Below are 18,433 nucleotides of genomic sequence, written 5' to 3' on the forward strand. Positions count from 1 at the left end.
CTGACTAATTTAGCAATATAAATTACACTAAGAAAACGCTCAGAGTAATTCAGTCTATATGTATTCCACACAACAATGGAATGTTCCTGTAATAATTGTTTTTATCTATTTAACCTACTGTGTCATTTAAAGTATAAAGCTTTAAAACTTATTCTTATATTAACCTAAGCATTTTATTTGATTTAATTGTCATCAAAGCATTTTAAGAGGACTCGACTTTTGATGTCCTTATAAATTAAAACACCCTCCAATCAACTGGAGGGTGTTAGAGTCTAGACAAAAGGGTTGGAAATCATTTCGATTTCCAACCCTTCTCCAATTAATCTAGGTTAAATCTGGCTAGTTTCTTAAGAATTAAGTCAGCAAAAGTAAGCATCGCCTGCATGGAGAATTTTTTTATTCCATTAGGGTTGTCCATCGCATACCATGCTTTTCTTTACTCTTTCCATATATTTCTTTAATGGTTGTGTCGCAAGTCCTCAGCTACATTATCCATCCCCTCATTCCTTTAATAGGAAGCATTGTTGATTGGAGCGGAGAGCGGTGACTTCAGAGGGAATAGCGCGAGCTGAAGACCCTGGACTGAGCGTAGCGAGGGAAGCGGCTGAAGCCGTGCCCGCGGAAAGCGTCCGCTCGCAGCGGAGATTAACATTTCTAGCTTTATCCCTTAAAAGAAAAAAGACTGTAGGCAAAACCCAAAATTCATGGTGTTTGTCTACAGTCTGTCACCCTCAAATCAACTGGAGGGTGTTTTATAATGGAGCAAAAATACTAATTACTTTGTTTAGCCGTTTGTTTCTTTCCTTTAATAAAGAACGATAAGATAATACCAACTACTGCTAAAGCTATAGCATATTTAAAGGATGTTTGTACCCCATAAATAAACGCGTCTACTGATGAAGCTGATTCACCTTGCTCTGTCACAAAGGATGCTTGGGCAGAGGACATAATGGTAATCGCCACTGCAGTCCCGATTGCACCGGATACTTGCTGAAGAGTATTCATTAATGCGGTGCCATCTGGATATAGATGACGAGGCAATTGATTTAAGCCATTTGTTTGAGCAGAAGCCATAACAAGCGATACACCAATCATCATTACACTATGTAGCACGATAATCGTTAGCTGAGATGTCTGCTGGTCAATTTGCATAAAGAATACGAATGCAATCCCGATTAAAATGAAGCCAGGCATTACAAGTACCTTTGCACCGTAATTGTCAAATAGGCGTCCTACAATTGGAGAGAAAATACCGTTAATAATTCCACCTGGTAACAAGACTAGACCAGCGGCAAATGTTGCTAAAGCCAATCCAGTTTGTAAGTAAAGTGGAAGTAAAATCATAGTTGAAAGAATACACATAAAGGCTATAAATACGGCGATTAAGCCTAATGTAAACATTGGATATTTTAGAACCTTTAAATTGATCATTGGTTTTTCCATGTTGTTTTGACGCCAAGCGAATAAGGCAAGACCAATTACTCCTGCAGCTAGAGCAATAATTACAATCGAACTGCTCCAGCCTTTATCGCCAGCTACACTAAAGCCATACACAATGCCTCCAAACCCAATACTAGAGAAGATAACAGATAGAACATCAATCTTCGGATGGGTAAGCTCATTGACATTCTGCATATAGAAAAAGCCGAAAATCAATGCAAATACAAGGAATGGAAGTGTAGTCCAGAAAATCCAGTGCCAAGTTAAATATTCTAAAATAATTCCAGAAACGGTAGGGGAAATCGCAGGTGCGAACATGATAACAAGTCCCATGACACCCATCGCTGATCCACGTTTTTCAATTGGAAAAATTAATAAAACCGTATTGAACATCAATGGCAATAAAATCGCAGTACCAATAGCTTGAACTATACGAGCCATCAATAAAAACGCAAAGGTCGGTGCAAGTCCAGCTATAATAGTTCCTATTATAGAAAATATCAAGGAAGTCAGGAATAGCTGACGAGTGGTGAATTTTTGAATCAGTAATCCGGAAATTGGGACTAGAATACCAAGTGTTAATAAATAGCCAGTAGTCAGCCATTGAATAGTTGTATGTTCAACGCCGAGCTCAATGACTAATTGGCCTAACGCCATGTTTAGTGCTGTTTCACTAAAGAGTCCAACAAAACCAGCGATAAGAAATGCTGCTAGTATTGGTGTTTTTTTGATTGGTTGTGACATGAAAATCCTACTCTCTTAATAAATTACTTTTTGGTGCTACTAAATAAGGGATTTGCTTGGCGATTGCTCTGAGCGGATCACCAGAAGCACTTGTGATGCTTAATAATATACCACCTTCAAATAGTGCATTTAATGTGATTGCAAGATTATTTGCATCTTCCTCCTGCATACCACAGTCAATAAATATGTCTTTTATGAGTTGTTGCCAGCTTTTAAAAACTTGATCACAGGCTAGGCGTATCTCATTGTTTTTAATCGCCATTTCACCAGCAATATTACCGATGGGGACACCATCTATTTCGCGGTTCAACTCCACTTGTGAAGCAATATGATTTAAATGGCTTGATAATACCTTTATAGGATCTGCGGATTCACTCAACAAATTCCTTGCATCCTGTAGCATAATTTTTCCTGTATATTGAATAGCTGCTAATAACAGCTCTTCTTTGCCATTAGGAAAATGATGATAAAGGGCACCCTTTGTTGTATTACATTCTTTAATGATTGTTGCAATACTAACTGCCTCAAAACCATACCATCGAAATAGATGACCAGCAGTCTGAATTATATGCTGTTTAGTTTCCTGCCCAACGGACATATCAATTACTCCTTTCCATAAAAACAGAACGGTCGGTTTGTTTTTAGCACAAAGTCTAGTATAAAGAGTGATTAAACACAAAGCAAGCTTGAAAGCTCAAGCTTTAGCTTAAATCCATTAAAAAAATCAATGCATGGGCAAAAATAAAAGAACTCTAATGTAGCAACGCTGCACTGGAGTTCCACTCTGTATTTTTTACAATGTTCCGCGATCTACTTGTTCCTTTAATATTTGTAGATTACCTAATACATTCTTCGAGACCTCTAAAGTTTCTTCGATTGCATTAGCTTTTTCATCGGCTAGCTGGTAAATTATTTCGTTAAATAACAGCTCCATCTCCTCTAATATAGCTAAGGCAGCGACATTGTACAATCTTACATTTTCAAATTTAGCTGGTTCAAAAATGGCAGTATCCAGATAGGGCTTAAAATTGTCTAGCATTTCCGGTAGGTTTGCATTCATCCTATTGAATCCAATGCGCAAACTTTCCATTAAGACCTCCATTTCTATAAGAGGCTCGAGGGCACTAGCTACAGCACTTTTTACTCTCTGTTCATAATCTGTAAATAAACTCATCAGCAAACCGATGGGATTTCCGTACAGACCGATATTTTGAGCAGCCTTTACAGCGAGGATAATGGCAGTTAATGCAGCTTCTATTAGAAGTGCAATAACTTCTAGGATGGAAAGGATGGGACTTAATATCGTTGTTCCTAAAGTAACTATCGTATTATGGGCCAATTGGACTTGAACTTCCTTAATTTTCATTCCTACTACTAAATAAGAGGATTCCTGAATCGTCTTAATCTCTGTTTTTTGAACTGCATCTACACGATCTCCAGGTGAAGATCTCATGTGTATAGCATCTGCTAGGCTGACATCACGGTTAATAAAGGAATTGGCAATGTCATTAACCTGAGTTTCGTACTCAGTTAATTGATTGTATACTTCTTCTTTATTTATTTTTAAGATGTTATAGTGCGCATCCAGCTCCCCGACGACTGCATCGACAAAATTGTCTGTTCCTCCTCTAAATAATTCAGGTATATCCTTATACATAATATTGTGTGCTCTCGTCACTAGATTATCTACGTCTAGCTTAAGTTGATTTAAATAATCTCTTGCTGGAGCGAAGAGTGTTTCTACACTTATGTCAGTTGAGGTAATAAACTCAATGATTTCAGCCGGTTTAGAGTTTAAAATGCTGTTTAATATTCTACAACGATCCTCAGCTGTATTAAGAAGATCTATTAGATCATCTATGGCTGCCTTGATAAAGGCCCCTGTCTCTGCGATGCCCTTAAAAACGGGGTCTCCGGCTATTTCTTCAAGCATTTGTTGAAAGATTTCTTGGAGGGTAGTTACACGCTGACTGAATTTAGCATTCTCATCCTCAACAATACTTACCGAGTTACCTATATACTCTTTGACATTTGTTATTCGACCTTTTACTTGGTCTCTTATCCCGTTGGAGAGTAAAATCATATTTTCTTGGTTAATCTCAATTTTTTCAGTATAGCCTCCATAAATAGGATTTCCTGTCCAAATACTTGTTACAATATGATCGTCAGCACCAATGTGGATATATCCATGTCCGGGCTGTCCTTTTATACCAACTTCAACAACAAAGTTCCCGTCTTTATCAGGGGTAACGTAGCCTGTATGATTCGATACAATCTGTGAAAGCAGGGGAACCCCATTGTTAATGTTATATTTTTTCCCTGGTATTCTATTGCCCATTCCAATAGCTTCTTCTGTGCTCGTAAGAAAGTCGAAGCGGCTGTAATAATTGGTGATATTCTCATACATCATCGTAGGATCCACTAAACCAGCAGGAAGGATTGCGGGGTTCAATGTTACAGCCTTAACCTGAGGGTTATTAATTGCAACAGAGTTAGTAAGTCCACCACCTAGAGAGTTACCTGTTACTGAATCTACGTTTCCAAGACTAGTATTTACCCAATCAAAATACTTTTGTGCATCCTCTAATTGAGCGGGAGGAGTATCCGCTAGTAGCTTTGCATTTGTATCGATCCAATCCTTGTTGTCTGCGCTACCAACAAAAACTACAGTCAATTCCTTTGTTTCATTGTTTTGGACGGTAAGTGCATCAAGACCTGAAGACATCCCGTATTGGGTATCCACTACTCTGAATACTTTATCGTTAACTGTTATAATTCTACCTTCTGGATAATTTCGATAAGCATGAGAACCAGCTAATTCTACTAAATCTTGATCATTTGTCTGGACGTTAGAAACAGGATTAATAGTAGTCATCGAGATTTCCACTCCTATTCTTTCATAATCTCATTTAATTTAGTCTTGTTTATCGAGCTTTTTTTTGAGCCGTTAGCATACTCTGCGTTAATCAAGTTATCGTGTAAAATTACCGAGTAAGAGCCTTGGGGTATTCCTTCCATTTGCTCAATGTCGGAAACAATTTGGTCATAAAGTGCTTCATCTGGGTCGGTATCGGATTCTTTCATATATAAAGTAATAGTGATGAGCATTAGATTAGAATCGAAATTATACTTTTCAAATGAGCTTTTTAATTCTTCCTTGCTAATTGTTGGGTCTTCTATATATTTGTTATAAAGCTCTGTAAAGTATTCACCTGAGGCACTTGTGTAATAATAGGGAGTTGCAAATCCATTAGCACCTACTCTTTCCACTGCCTCCATACGAACTCCTACTATAGGATTTTTTGAAGTTATTTCATTTAAGTATTTATCAAGGTTAGAAAATTCCTGATCATTAACCATTGCATAAAGACCAGTAGAAATTGCGTCTTCTATCTGTCCCTCTTGAGACCACACTTTGTCTGTTTCTACTTTTTCCTTTTCCACATTAATAGGTACAATGGCAAAAGTGTAAAAATGAGGCTCTCCAATAGATTCTACGAATACAGAGGCACCGTCCACAGCTCCCACGATGTTATGGATTTTTACCTCTGTTTTATACTTGTTTAGAAAGAACTCCTTTACCGCTTGTTCAATCGAATCACGATTCTCCTCCGCGATTTTGTCCGTTTTTTCTCCATTTTGTAAGGTGTATTCGTCCCCTTTGTAATCTTGAACGCTGACAAAGCTTTCACTATCTAAAGCAATATCACCATTTCCAAGTATTTTGGTTTCCTTTGTATTCTCTACATCCACGTTGCAACCTCCTAATAAAAGTGTTGTGCTAACAATTGCTAAGGCCATTTTACTTTTCTTCATATTAATCCTCCCGCTTTAGAGCTAAATCCGTCGGTTTTTATTTATTGTAATCAAACCTTGCGAGATAAGAAAATAATAGCTTAATATTTTGTTTGAATTTTGAGAAAACAGGTGAAAGGTTGTATAGGGATTTTGTAAAATAAGGACTTTTGTTTTAAAGGGGAGAAGGTCATCCTTTGATGTATTAACAGCAAATTCATGAAGGGAGAGTGATGAGTGAATCACTTTTTCGCAATCGCACACTATTTATTTTAGATAAAAAAATCTCATCCCTAAGATGTACTAGAATTTCGTTCCGGAGATGTACTAGAAAATTTTACTAAATTGTTATACTTATTATGAAAACAAAGAAAAAAGGAAAGATAGGGCAATTAGAAAGAGAATAAAAGAGTAAGAGAATAGGGGAATGTTCGCGTGAAAAAGACAAAGAAATTAATAATATGTATCTTAGTATCAATTGTAGTAGTCCTAATAGGAGCCCTTTTTTCTCCGACATGGACAGCATCTATTAAAGGGGAAAACAGTATTAGTGTTTTAGAGCAAATGGAGGTTAATGGAAGTAGCCATGAAATATTGATCCGTGGCAATGATACCGATAACCCTGTTATCCTTTTTGTGCATGGGGGACCAGGAAGTTCAGAAATACCGTACGCTTCTCAATACCAAGACTTGCTAGAACAAGATTTTACAGTTGTTCAATATGATCAAAGAGCAAGTGGGAAATCATATCATTTTACAGAGGACTATTCTAATCTTTCAACAGATTTACTAGTAGAGGATCTGTTAGCTATGTCCGATTATATTTCGAAGCGACTTAATAAAGAAAAGATCATATTAATTGGTCATTCGGCAGGTACCTATATTGCTACCCAAGCTGCATATCAATCACCTGAAAAATATGAGGCATATATTGGTATCGGGCAAATGAGTGATACCATTGAAAGTGAGCTAGAGAGCTTAGCCTTCTGTATTGATCAAGCTGAAAAGGAAGGGAATATGGAGGATGTTACATATTTACAAGGGTTAGTGGAAGATATTAAAATTGGTGACACGGTTACCCCAAGAAATTATGTGATGAAATATGGTGGGACCTCTAGAATTATCGAAAGTCCAGACGGTAATAGCTTAAATAATTTTCTTAGCAAGGAATATAATTTATTGGACGTGATTCGTTATAACTATGGGATTTCCTACTCACAGAAAATGATGTTACCTGATTTGTTAAAAAAACCGTTACCTAATATCGTTACAAAGCTTGAATTACCAGTTTATTTTGTAATGGGAAAGTACGATTATCATACTACTTATAATACAGCCAAAAAATACTTTGATGCTTTAAAAGCAGAACAGAAAGAATTTATTACCTTTGAGAAATCAGCTCATTATCCACAATTCGAGGAAAAGGAAAAATTTTATGAGTGGATGTCCACCACTTTTACATAATAAATATAACTTAAATCAAGTTTTAAGGAAGGTGAACGAATGGAAAGGGCTTTAACCAATATTATTAACAGTGAAAATTTAAATGATTATCCGTTGTTTAAAGAGTTTTGCCAATACAAGGAAAAAGGTCTACGTAAACAATCTTTTCACCATATTTCAGAGGACCTATACTTAGGTAATATACAAGAAGATAGATTACTACTGAAAGAAATAGAACAGCTAAGCGAGAAAGTAGAAAAGGAAGAATACAAAATAAATATTTACCAACTCGTATCTTATTATAGTAATTTGATGAGTGATTGGATTTCGTTTTCAAGTGAAGGTACAGTCGGCTTTGTGCAATGGTGTGAGGATAAAGGCAAGGCCTATGAATTTACTAAGATCTATTATTATGAAAAGTAGGTTTCAGCATATGCATTAGGAGATTTGTATGATTTTTTATAAAAAACAGAAAAAATAAAACTTTCCTGCTTATCGTTACGTCTAATGGGTAGAAGTGGAAGTAGGAGGGATTTAATTGAAGAAAATACTTTTGTTACTGCTACCATTTGTTTGGATCGTAGGGTGCAGTTCTAATTCAGAAAAGGATATAAATGAAACTAACGTTGCGCCAACTCAAGAAGAGGCTGAGGATACTGAAGAAACAGCTAGTGACCCTTCAGGAACAAAGGAAACTTATTTAAATAAATTAAATGAGATTGAAGTTAGTTTAAAGGAATTCGACAAGGTATATGAGTCTGGAACACAAGCTGATATGAATCAAGCTAAATCAGAAACATTCAAAAGATGGGACGATGCTCTAAATGAAATTTATGGTGTACTTAAAGAGCAACTGTCTGAAAGCGAAATGGAGGATTTAAAGATAGAACAACGCGATTGGATTAAGCAGCGTGATAAAATCGCAGAAGAAAAATCCAAGGAAGCAGAGGGTGGAACACTTGAGCCATTCCTGTATTCGAGTGCTTTAGCTGATCTTACTAAAGAAAGATGCTATGAATTAGTAAATAATTATATGAAATAAGTGAAAACGCCCCTCCGAGTGAGTGGCGTTTTTTTCTATGAAAGAATTTGTGAAATGACAACATTTAGATAAGACAGAACCTGAAAGTCTAATTAAAATAATCTAATAATATCTAACTCTTAAAAATTTATTAAATAATTTTAAAATTAGGTAAATTTTAGTTTCTAATTTCCAGAATTTACTTTACAATATAATTATTACCGTAAAAGGGGGACTATTTTTGAAGAAGATAGGTATTATATTAACGGCTTCTGCTTTATCGATTGGAATGTTTTCATCTGCTGTAAGTGCTGCTGGTACAGGAGGGGCACAACCATATAATGTGATGACTCAGGTTGCAGCAGTGGATGTTACTGTATCTAAGGAGGACCTGCTAAAGAAATTTAAAGCGAGCTTTCCAGGGATATTTGACTCTGTAAAAGCTAGTGAATTTTATATGCACTCCTATGAAAGTCCGTATGAAAACAAAACAAGATATGATATGTCTTTTAATAAGCAAGTAAAAGGTAAGGAAATCTACGGTAGTATTGGGTTTTCTGGAGACAATTTTGAGATAGAATCTTTTCACTATGAGCCGGTGACTACCGCTGATGCTTTATTTCCTGCAAAGGTATCCAAGGATGAAGCTAAAAAAATTGCCAATGACTTTGTACAAAAGTATATCAAGAACGGAAGCTACCAGCTAACAGAAGGGATGAATGATTTTTACTATTCTCCTCAACTTCTAACTAGACCTATTCGTTATTCTTTTTCATTTAATCGAGTCCAGGATGGAATTGCTATTCAAGATCAGAATGTAAACGTAACTATTTTAGGTAGCGGAGAGATTGTAGAATTTAATCGTTTTAATCCAAGTAAATCTTCAACGTTTGAAGATGTGAAAAAAATGAATGATTCAAAAGAAGCACTAGCAAAAATAAAAGATAATGTAACAGCTAAACTACAATATCAAATTACTGCATCGGATGAAATTAATAAATATGATGTGAAATTAGTTTATACGCCAGATGTGCTTAGTTTAAATGCAACAACTGGTGAATGGTTTAATAGCTATGAATTTTTAGCCGAGAAGCCTGCTAAAAAGGGATATGAAATGATTGTAGAAAAGGCATTGCCTGCAAAGCAAAATGGTATCACGAAGGAAGAAGCCAAAAAAACGGCAGAGAATCTACTAAAGGTAGATTCAGGTAAGGTAAAGCTATCTATTCAATCGGTAGAAGAGACGAAGAATTACAATGGACAAGATGTAATCAGTGTTCAATATATGTATAACTACTCAAACGGAAGCGGTTCTGGATCTAATATAGAATTCGATAAGAAAACAGGAGAGCTAGTTCAGTTTCATAGTATGAAACGTGAAATAACGGAATATATAGAAGAGAAAAAAGATGACAAAGCTATTTCCTATGAAGAAGCACTAGCTAAGGCAGTGCAATATGCTAAGGAATATTTACCTTCTAATCTTCACCAATATGCACTTCCGACAGATTCTCTTTATGAAGATCCTAGGGGTCTCTATTACTTTTCATTCCCTCGAATTGTAGATGGAGTACTTGTTTCAGGAGATCAAATAAATGTGCATTTAGAAAACGATGGCACTTTAGGCGGTATAAGTATTAATAGACCACAGATTGACGAGTGGCCATCAAAGGATAAAGTGATTTCTGAAAAAGAAGCAGAAGAGATTTTCAAGAAGTCTGTTTCATTAAAAACGAGTTACATGAAAGAATATCAGAAGATAGAAAATAATCATTATAACTTAATATATTCTCCACAGTTTAATGAAGAAGATTATCAAGTATTAGAGGCAAACACAGGTAAATGGTTCAATCAATATAATAGAGAAGTGTTGCCAGAAGTCTCTCATAAAACCGCAGCAGATGAATTAAATTATTTAATACAAGCAAAAGTGTTAACGGTTAAGGATGCAAAAACCTTTAATGGGGATGCAACTGTATCGAAGGGGGAAGCCATCAAAATAATGATGAATTCCTTGACGTATATGTATTCTGGTTTTCCTGGAGGAGATTCAGAAAACGTCAAACAAACCTTTACTAATGTAGATTCTAAGCATACATCTTATCAGGCAATAGAAAGAGCGGTAGAGCTAGGAGTACTCACAGCAGACAAGTCTACCTTTGATGTGGATAGTCCGATTACTAAAGAGGAGCTATCAGTATGGTACATCCGTGCTCTAGGCTTAGAGGAAGCTGCAAAGCAATCTAAAATATTCAAAAATGATTATACAGATAGTAAAAAGATTAAAGCCGAGAACGCAGGCTATGTTGTGTTGGCAGACTCTTTGGGATTAGTAAAGGCAGAGAAAAATCAATTCAACCCTACTAAGCAAGTAACCTATGCAGATCTAGCAGTTTCTACTATCCGTTTAGGACATGAAATGTCTAAAAAAGGCAGAGACTATAGATTCGGTTATTAAATTTTCAAAAAGCGGTCAAGAACGCTGTATAACGAAAAGAAACGTTGTACAAATGGAAAGAAGTTTAAAGAAGAGCCCTCTATTTTTAGAAGGCTCTTCTGTTTTGTAGAAATCGAGACGGTATCAAAAGACAGTGCAAAAAACTCACCAAGATTTTCTCTTGGTGAGTTTACTTTATTATTTCAGTTTTAAATAAAACCAAACAGCATTGATGAATGTCTGAGTTTGACCCTTAATAGATGTCCCATTAAAGGTTACTAAGAAAGGATTAAGCAGTGACTGAAGCACGCTTTTACGTATACGCTCCTGTTTAAGCTCAAAAATAATGGCCTCATAGAGATCCTCTTGTTCCATTGTGAAGTTCCCTGTTGCTTTAAGATGCTTGGCCATCTCCAATAGTTCGTTTATTTCTAGCGGTTTTCTATCTATATTCATTCGCATCAAATGGAAAGTAGATTGATCGATTAAAGAAGTATTATGTTGAATCATATGGGGAATGATAAGGCCAATGTATTCAAGTAAAACCTCTACAATCCGATGGAGTGAGAATGGTGCGTTAGTTATGCGTATCGTAAACATAATGTGCTGTAGCATACCATGGAATAATATAGCGCATTCAAAGGCGTGTTCTGAAATTTCTTCTCCAAATACAGCTTTAAATCTTATGGCTAACCATTCTAATTCAAATATGCGATGCTGTAAAACCAATTTTTTTAGATCTTTTTCGTTAGAACTAAGAATGGCATCGAAGAGTGCATGAAGGTTCCGCTCTTCATTTAACTGAATGATACTATAAATCTGCTCGGTTAAAACTTGTTGGTCTTTTTCGTTTTTCCCGACCTGACTTTGCATACGAAGCTGACTAGCATCATAACGTAATCCTTCAAGTATTTCTGCTATACAATCATTTTTTGAAGTAAAGTAATTATAAAAAGTTCCTTTTGAAATATTTGCTCGATCTATAATATCTTGTATAGATGTTTGTTGGATGCCTTTTTCCACAAAAAGCATTAAGGCTACATCTGCGACATGTCTTTTACGTTTATTCATAAGTCCTCCACTACTATACTGATGGCTTTAGTATATATTTTGTGAACATAAAGTTCAATGTTTTTAAACCTTGAGTATAAATATATTGAAATAAATGGACTAATGGTTTAATATAATTCGAGTAATGAAATAAAAAGAGAAAAATAGAATAGGGGAAGACGAAAGATGAGTCATATTGAAAATAGAAAATCTACGTACTTAATGCTAGCCGTACTGTTTGTCGGGGCATTTGTGTCGTTTTTAAATAACTCGCTTTTAAACGTAGCGTTGCCTTCCATTATGGTGGATTTAGATGTCGATTATTCCACGGTACAATGGTTAGCAACGGGTTACATGCTAGTGAGTGGAGTATTAATACCAGCATCCGCATTTTTAATAAGAAGGTTTTCAAATAGAACGTTGTTTATTACATCAATGGCGATATTCACATTAGGTACTGCTATGGCAGCATTAGCACCAAATTTTGGCCTGCTATTAACTGGTCGTATGGTTCAAGCTGCAGGTTCGTCCGTAATGGGGCCATTATTGATGAATGTTATGCTAGTTGCCTTCCCACGTGAAAAACGTGGAGCTGCAATGGGGATTTTTGGATTAGTTATGATTACAGCACCAGCGATTGGTCCTACATTATCAGGGTTTATAGTAGAGTACTATGACTGGCGTGTTCTTTTTATCATGATTCTGCCGTTAGCAGTCATTAGTTTAGGCTTAGCTGTATGGAAGTTAGGAAATGTAATGCAGACGGATAAAACTGCAACCATTGACTTTGCATCTGTCATTCTTTCTACATTTGGTTTTGGTGGTTTATTATATGGTGTCAGCACAGCAAGCTCAGCAGGTTGGGATGACGCAATTGTATTAACAACCTTAATAGTCGGAGCTGTATCTTTAGTAATTTTTGTTGTACGTCAGCTGAAGCTAGACGAACCACTATTAGATTTGCGTGTATATAAATATCCGATGTTTACTTTAGCGTCTATAATTGCTGTTGTTAACTCGGTAGCAATGTTCTCAGGTATGATTTTAACACCGGCGTATGTACAAAATGTACGTGGTATTTCACCTCTTGACTCAGGTTTAATGATGCTACCTGGAGCAATTATTATGGGAATCATGTCTCCGATTACAGGGAAATTATTTGATAGGTTTGGACCACGTCTTTTAGCGATAATCGGATTAGTTATTACAGCAATTTCGACGTATGAATTGTCCACGTTACAAATAGATTCTTCATACTTATATATTATTTCTATTTATACAACTCGCATGCTTGGGATGTCTATGGTTATGATGCCTATCATGACCAATGGTTTGAATCAGTTACCAACACGCTTAAACCCGCATGGTACAGCTGTTAATAACACTGCTCAACAGGTTGCTGGTTCTATAGGTACTGCAGTTCTAGTATCGATCATGAATTATGTGACTACAAAAGAAGGAGAAAGTCTAATGTCTAAAGTAGACCCTGCTACTCTTACTGAGCAATCTATGGGATTATTAGGTCAACAAGCCCTACTAGCAGGTATTCAATATTCTTTCCTAGTAGCATTGGTTATGAACATAATCGCATTAGTATTAGCCTTCTTCTTAAAACGAGTAGATGTAAGCCCTGCTGCACTTCGTAAGCTAGAAGAAGAAAATCAAGTAGAAACAACAAAATAAAGTGTATAATTTTGGCCTCCTTCTTATTTAGAAGGAGGCTTTTTATATGTAAGTGCAAAGTTCTATTTAGGTTATGGAAGTACGCTTAGCCCATAAAAAACAGGATTTAACTAGAGAAAAATAGGGTAGATGAGAAATACAACAAAAAAGGAGGACATACTATGAATCACTTAAAAGCACTTCTTATTAAATTTGTCATGATTGCAGTAGTCCTTATTGTGGTTTTGACGCTCATTTTTGATGTCCCATTTATGGATTCTATTTGGACTAGCTTAATATTAACTGTATTAGCTTACATTTTAGGAGACTTTCTATTATTCCGTCTTGCGGCAAATCGCTCCAGTCAGAATGTCCGTAATATGATAGCGACAGGCGGAGATATTATCATTGCCTTTCTAACTATTTGGTATATGCAAGTTGCTCTAGTAGATGCCAACGGATCTATTGCACTTGGTTCATTTATTGCTGCGCTTATTATCGGTGCAGGAGAATGGTTCTTCCATCAATACTTGGATGGAAATGTAGTTTCTAAAAACACTCGAACAACCGCTGATTTAGAAGCAGATTATAAAAAATAACCTTAAAAAATCCCTTTCAGAAATTTGAAAGGGATTTTTTTACATTAAGATAAGAAATGTCCTCTCGTGAAACAGGATTGTAGTAAAAAACTTCTGGATTGTAGTAAAATACGGCATGATCGTCGTAAAAACCGTTGGGATTGTCGTAAAAAGTGAAGACATTGTAGTAAAGAAGAGCAATCCTTCGGTAAATAGCTCTCAACAGTTGGTTTATTCCTCTGCAAATTATTTGCGCTCCTTAAAAAAACTTACTAGCCAAAACCTACAACAAAATAGAAATCCACTTTATCAGGATTTAAAAATAAGGGCTATCCCCCCAGAATGCGAGAATAGCTTTAATTTGTATAACCTTCATAAATCTTCTGTAATTTCTCTTCGAATTGACTCATATGGACAATACGCGCTTCCCGTAAATATTCTTTCCCATCTATAAATAGAAGCAGCGCAGGGACTGAAAAAACAATGAACCGTTCAGCAATCTCTTCCACTTTTGCAGAATTTATATGTGCAAGCTGTATTTCTGGAAAATTTTCCATTAGTTTCTTGACCTGTGGTAAAAGGGCATGACAAACACTGCAGTCTGTATGCGAAATATAAATAAAGGATAATGGATTGCTGGAAATGAAACTGTCCACAGCTTCAATTGTGTGCAACTCCTCGAAAGTTCTCATTTTGCTCCACCTTTCTGTGCATAGTTTAGCCACCCGCTAGACAAAAGTAAAGAAATCTACAGGAAAACTCATACTCCAAAAATCAACCATATTCTTCGAAAGAGCTGTTAAAAGACCCATTTTCATCAAATCCTACAGCGCAATAACCACTATTTCAAGCTAACTGTTTTTTATTTAGCTTACCTAAAGCGGTATATGGTAATTGATCGACGAATACTATTTCTTTTGGCAGTTGAAGGCGAGAGACCCTTAGGCTAAGCCACTCTATTAAGATGTCCTTTGTTACATACTCAGTACTGCTCTTTAATTCTACATATGCTACTAATCTTTGGCCGTACTGCTCGTCAGGTATACCAACAATAGCTACTTCCTCTACTGAAGGATGAAGTATTAATACTTGTTCCACTTCGATTGGATAAATATTGACTCCAGCAGAGATAACTAAATCGTCTGTTCTCCCACACAAGAAATAATAACCATTCCGATCTCTATAGCCCAAATCTCCGGTTTCTATCCATGACGCACCTGTGTTTTTCATAGACCATTTATTTTTTATACAAAGCTGACCAACCTGTCCTTCCTTTAACGGCTTCCCGTTGTGGATGGTCTGTAGTCGCACTCCTTTAACCAATCGGCCGATAGTGTAAGAGGAGTACTGTAAATCCTGAGGAGTAGCAATTATATTAAGCCCTGCCTCCGACGTTCCATAAAGGTTGTACAATACTTGCCCTAATTTGTTGCTAACCTCAGCTATCAGCTTAGCATTTAGCTTGGCTCCACCTGAAGCAATACATTGTAGAGAGCTTAAGTCATTGGAAGAAACCTGAAGTAATTTATGAATCATAAGCGGAACGACTGTGATTACTTCAACCTTATGCTCACTAATAATTTTACTTGCCTTTTCTGCTCGAAAGTTCTCGGAAATTATCGTTTTTTTCCCTAATGCAATAAACGTAAGCAATATAGCTATACCATAACCATGGTATAGTGGCGTCGCTATATAAGCTGTTTGGTATTGCATTAACTTCAAGCGTTTTAAAAGGGTTAAAAACGGATTTAAGTAATTAAGAATAGAAGGTTTATGGATTGCTTCTTTAGGTGTCCCAGTTGTGCCTCCAGTTAGTAAGACGAGATTACTTTTAGAGGACTTTTTGAGTGGTACTTCCCTCATATTTATATTTTCATTAATATTGCTAGCAAAGTTACTAATAATAGCTTGGTGGGATAGATGATGCTCGTCTATGAGTGAAAAGGCTTCTTCATCATGTATGTAAAAGTCAAAATTATAGGCATCAACCAATTGTTTAAACTGATTCTTACTTATATCAGGATTAAGTAAATAAATGTTTGCTCCAAGGCGAGAAACAGCAAAAATAGATTGCACGAAATAGTGATGATTCTTACATAGAAAGGCAACTCGTAGCTCAGTGCTAATATGGTAATTGTTTTTTAAATAAATCGAAGCAGCTTCGCATTGCTTAGCTAGTTGGTTATAAGTAAAGCTTTCCTTGTCACACACTAACGCAATTTTATTTCCATATTTTTTTTCCGCCAGGCGCACTAAAACCATTAAGTTAATACCTTCTTTATAAATAGTAGATATTAAACTAAATAATCCAAGAGGTGAGAGGAGGCCCATCTTCCATAATACTTTTAATAAGGAACCAATCATTTGTTCAACCCTCTTTTCAGTAAAAATCTAGGTAATATTTTTTCCCAAATTCTTCGACCAATCAACGAACCAATCTGACCAATGAATAGCCACCATGGCTTATAGATTTTGTTTTTGGTATACATGGATTTCGCAATAATATTCGCTACATGAACTGGACTCATGGCAGGAGTATTTCGGTAAGCGGCAGTAGGCTCGATCATTGGAGTTTTCACTAATGGAAGATAAATGGAGGTAGTCGAGATACCTTTCCCGTTTAACTCTGGAGCAGCTGAGCGAAACCATGTATCAAAGGCAGATTTAGATGCCTGATAGGCTGCCCAAAAAGGTATAGGAAGAAGTAATGCATTAATGGTAGATACATTTATGATTTGTCCCTTATTTTTTTCTAATAAAGGAACTGTAGACAAGAGTAATTTAACCGGAGCAAAGTAATTAATAGCCATTGTTCGAGTAAAATCATGATAACGTTCTAAGGATTTTTCAATGGATCGGTTGATTGATAATCCAGCATTGCTCACAATAATATCTATTCCATCAGGTTGTCGATGTAAAAAGTGTAACAGGTTGTCCATTTCTGCTATTTCTCTCAAATCGGCAGAAAAGACACTAACTTTGGCATTGGATTGTTCAATTTCTGCTTTTATTAATAATAGTTGTTCCTCGCGTCTAGCTACTAAAATGAGGTGGACGTTTATATCTTTTAAAACAAACGCTAGCTCTTTTCCAATCCCCGAGCTGGCTCCAGTGATAAGAATTGTTTTACCTTCAAGCTTCCTATGAAGTTTTTTTTCATTCAAAAGAGTTGAACAAAACAACAATTTTTCTATGTGGTTGTATCTATGCATTAAAACAATCCTTTTTTATTAGAAAATTTAGATAGTTATATTTTAACACTTGGATTATAAATAAAGTATAAATAAAATTTAAAGTTAAGAAATGTTGACTTCTAAGTTTTATATATGATATTATTATCTCGAATTAAAGATATATGAAGTTGAGGTAACTTTGATATATATCTCGAATTCGAAATATAAGGGTTAGAATATTTGGCGTTCTAAAACTAGGAGGCTAATAAGTATGAGTTTATGGAATAAACTTTTTGGACAAAATAACAAAGAAAAAGAAATAGGAGGAAAAGAAATGTTAAAAATAGGTATTATTTTAGGGTCAACTCGTGAAGGACGCTTAAGTCCACAAGTAGGTAACTGGGTGAAAGAATTAGCAGACAAACGTGGAGATGCTCAATATGAGATTATTGATATTGCTGACTTCAAACTTCCATTATTAGGGGAAGCTGGCGGAGACGCTTCAGGTGCTGCTGCTTGGTCTTCAAGAGTAGCTGATTGTGACGGATTCGTATTCATCGTTCAAGAATATAATCACTCTATTACTGGTGCATTGAAAAATGCTTTAGATTATCTTCGTGTAGAATGGAACAACAAAGCTGCAGGTATCGTATCTTACGGTTCAGTAGGTGGAGCTCGTGCAGCTGAACACTTACGCGGAATCTTAGGGGAATTACTAGTTGCAGATGTTCGCGTACACCCAGCTTTATCATTATTTACTGATTTTGAAAATGGTACTGATTTCAAACCAGCTGCAGTTCAAGCAGATTCTGTAAATCAAATGTTAGACCAAGTTATTCCTTGGGCAACAGCTCTAAAAACAATTCGATAATAAGAAAAGCGCAAGCACCTATTACTGCCCCGACAAGCAAATGGGGAAAAGCGAGGAGGCAGTTCCTCAGCCACCGGAGCTTTTAACCATTTGACCTCGAGGGGCAAGGCGCTTGCGCTAGACAAATAAGAAAAGCGCAAGCACCTATTACTGCCCCGACAAGCAAATGGGGAAAAGCGAGGAGGCAGTTCCTCAGCCACCGGAGCTTTTAACCATTTG

General features: G+C 36.2%; 15 protein-coding genes. 7 read left to right on the top strand and 8 right to left on the bottom strand.

Annotation, left to right across the window (positions count from 1 at the left end):
* Window positions 1-771: 771 nt before the first annotated feature.
* The 4 genes from ACQKNZ_RS18790 to ACQKNZ_RS18805 all read right to left on the bottom strand — a co-directional run bounded on the left by ACQKNZ_RS18790 (window position 772) and on the right by ACQKNZ_RS18805 (window position 6,000).
* A complete protein-coding gene (locus ACQKNZ_RS18790) occupies window positions 772-2,184 on the bottom strand; it encodes a DHA2 family efflux MFS transporter permease subunit (RefSeq protein WP_427661207.1) in 1,413 nt (470 codons plus the stop codon).
* 7 nt (window positions 2,185-2,191) lie between these two features.
* On the bottom strand, window positions 2,192-2,782 hold the full coding sequence (locus ACQKNZ_RS18795) for a TetR/AcrR family transcriptional regulator (protein WP_144540685.1): 591 nt from the start codon (window positions 2,780-2,782) through the stop codon (window positions 2,192-2,194).
* Between the two features lie 195 nt (window positions 2,783-2,977).
* Window positions 2,978-5,059, bottom strand: coding sequence for an SA1320 family protein (locus ACQKNZ_RS18800; protein ID WP_427661209.1), 2,082 nt, complete (start codon window positions 5,057-5,059; stop codon window positions 2,978-2,980).
* A gap of 14 nt (window positions 5,060-5,073) precedes the next feature.
* Window positions 5,074-6,000 carry a DUF1672 family protein gene (locus ACQKNZ_RS18805; protein WP_427661211.1) on the bottom strand — a complete coding sequence of 309 codons (927 nt, stop codon included), beginning with the start codon at window positions 5,998-6,000 and terminating at the stop codon, window positions 5,074-5,076.
* A gap of 414 nt (window positions 6,001-6,414) precedes the next feature.
* On the opposite strand from ACQKNZ_RS18805, the gene ACQKNZ_RS18810 reads away from it, so the two are divergent.
* From ACQKNZ_RS18810 to ACQKNZ_RS18825, 4 genes are all read left to right on the top strand, one after another.
* Window positions 6,415-7,443: an alpha/beta fold hydrolase gene (locus tag ACQKNZ_RS18810; RefSeq protein ID WP_427661213.1), complete on the top strand. Its 1,029-nt coding sequence runs from the start codon at window positions 6,415-6,417 to the stop codon at window positions 7,441-7,443.
* Window positions 7,444-7,482: 39 nt separating this feature from the next.
* On the top strand, window positions 7,483-7,845 hold the full coding sequence (locus tag ACQKNZ_RS18815) for a hypothetical protein (RefSeq protein WP_427661215.1): 363 nt from the start codon (window positions 7,483-7,485) through the stop codon (window positions 7,843-7,845).
* Between the two features lie 115 nt (window positions 7,846-7,960).
* Window positions 7,961-8,464: a lysozyme inhibitor LprI family protein gene (locus tag ACQKNZ_RS18820; protein WP_427661217.1), complete on the top strand. Its 504-nt coding sequence runs from the start codon at window positions 7,961-7,963 to the stop codon at window positions 8,462-8,464.
* A 220-nt stretch (window positions 8,465-8,684) separates the two neighbouring features.
* A complete protein-coding gene (locus ACQKNZ_RS18825; RefSeq protein WP_427661219.1) occupies window positions 8,685-10,901 on the top strand; it encodes a YcdB/YcdC domain-containing protein in 2,217 nt (738 codons plus the stop codon).
* A gap of 177 nt (window positions 10,902-11,078) precedes the next feature.
* Here the strand turns inward: ACQKNZ_RS18825 and ACQKNZ_RS18830 are convergent, their stop codons facing one another.
* A complete protein-coding gene (locus ACQKNZ_RS18830) occupies window positions 11,079-11,951 on the bottom strand; it encodes a TetR/AcrR family transcriptional regulator (protein WP_144540705.1) in 873 nt (290 codons plus the stop codon).
* A gap of 165 nt (window positions 11,952-12,116) precedes the next feature.
* On the opposite strand from ACQKNZ_RS18830, the gene ACQKNZ_RS18835 reads away from it, so the two are divergent.
* Together ACQKNZ_RS18835 and ACQKNZ_RS18840 are read left to right on the top strand one after the other, a co-directional pair.
* Complete coding sequence (locus ACQKNZ_RS18835) at window positions 12,117-13,613, top strand: DHA2 family efflux MFS transporter permease subunit (protein WP_427661221.1); 1,497 nt, start codon at window positions 12,117-12,119, stop codon at window positions 13,611-13,613.
* Window positions 13,614-13,774: 161 nt separating this feature from the next.
* On the top strand, window positions 13,775-14,191 hold the full coding sequence (locus ACQKNZ_RS18840) for a DUF2512 family protein (protein WP_427661223.1): 417 nt from the start codon (window positions 13,775-13,777) through the stop codon (window positions 14,189-14,191).
* 335 nt (window positions 14,192-14,526) lie between these two features.
* Here ACQKNZ_RS18840 and ACQKNZ_RS18845 read toward each other — a convergent pair whose 3' ends face one another.
* The 3 genes from ACQKNZ_RS18845 to ACQKNZ_RS18855 form a co-directional block, all read right to left on the bottom strand.
* Window positions 14,527-14,862: a thioredoxin family protein gene (locus tag ACQKNZ_RS18845; RefSeq protein WP_427661225.1), complete on the bottom strand. Its 336-nt coding sequence runs from the start codon at window positions 14,860-14,862 to the stop codon at window positions 14,527-14,529.
* Window positions 14,863-15,016: 154 nt separating this feature from the next.
* Window positions 15,017-16,534, bottom strand: coding sequence for a class I adenylate-forming enzyme family protein (locus tag ACQKNZ_RS18850; RefSeq protein WP_427661227.1), 1,518 nt, complete (start codon window positions 16,532-16,534; stop codon window positions 15,017-15,019).
* Window positions 16,531-17,334 carry an SDR family NAD(P)-dependent oxidoreductase gene (locus tag ACQKNZ_RS18855; protein ID WP_427661229.1) on the bottom strand — a complete coding sequence of 268 codons (804 nt, stop codon included), beginning with the start codon at window positions 17,332-17,334 and terminating at the stop codon, window positions 16,531-16,533. Before ACQKNZ_RS18855 ends, ACQKNZ_RS18850 begins: the two co-directional genes overlap by 4 nt.
* Before the next feature lie 280 nt (window positions 17,335-17,614).
* Here ACQKNZ_RS18855 and ACQKNZ_RS18860 point away from each other — a divergent pair, with 280 nt between their 5' ends.
* The gene (locus ACQKNZ_RS18860) at window positions 17,615-18,214 is read left to right on the top strand and encodes an NADPH-dependent FMN reductase (RefSeq protein ID WP_144540720.1); all 600 of its coding nucleotides are present in this window, start codon (window positions 17,615-17,617) and stop codon (window positions 18,212-18,214) included.
* The last annotated feature ends 219 nt before the right edge of the window (window positions 18,215-18,433 follow it).

It is taken from the genome of Psychrobacillus sp. NPDC093200, from assembly GCF_050280345.1.
Lineage (GTDB): Bacteria > Bacillota > Bacilli > Bacillales_A > Planococcaceae > Psychrobacillus > Psychrobacillus faecigallinarum.

Excerpts from the sequence above, each read along its gene's own strand:
- ACQKNZ_RS18815 (WP_427661215.1), top strand. The coding sequence starts at position 7,483 with ATGGAAAGGGCTTTAACCAATATTATTAACAGTGAAAATTTAAATGAT.
- ACQKNZ_RS18800 (WP_427661209.1), bottom strand. The coding sequence starts at position 5,059 with ATGACTACTATTAATCCTGTTTCTAACGTCCAGACAAATGATCAAGAT.
- ACQKNZ_RS18840 (WP_427661223.1), top strand. The coding sequence starts at position 13,775 with ATGAATCACTTAAAAGCACTTCTTATTAAATTTGTCATGATTGCAGTA.
- ACQKNZ_RS18805 (WP_427661211.1), bottom strand. The coding sequence starts at position 6,000 with ATGAAGAAAAGTAAAATGGCCTTAGCAATTGTTAGCACAACACTTTTA.
- ACQKNZ_RS18860 (WP_144540720.1), top strand. The coding sequence starts at position 17,615 with ATGAGTTTATGGAATAAACTTTTTGGACAAAATAACAAAGAAAAAGAA.
- ACQKNZ_RS18835 (WP_427661221.1), top strand. The coding sequence starts at position 12,117 with ATGAGTCATATTGAAAATAGAAAATCTACGTACTTAATGCTAGCCGTA.
- ACQKNZ_RS18795 (WP_144540685.1), bottom strand. The coding sequence starts at position 2,782 with ATGTCCGTTGGGCAGGAAACTAAACAGCATATAATTCAGACTGCTGGT.
- ACQKNZ_RS18790 (WP_427661207.1), bottom strand. The coding sequence starts at position 2,184 with ATGTCACAACCAATCAAAAAAACACCAATACTAGCAGCATTTCTTATC.
- ACQKNZ_RS18830 (WP_144540705.1), bottom strand. The coding sequence starts at position 11,951 with ATGAATAAACGTAAAAGACATGTCGCAGATGTAGCCTTAATGCTTTTT.
- ACQKNZ_RS18850 (WP_427661227.1), bottom strand. The coding sequence starts at position 16,534 with ATGATTGGTTCCTTATTAAAAGTATTATGGAAGATGGGCCTCCTCTCA.
- ACQKNZ_RS18845 (WP_427661225.1), bottom strand. The coding sequence starts at position 14,862 with ATGAGAACTTTCGAGGAGTTGCACACAATTGAAGCTGTGGACAGTTTC.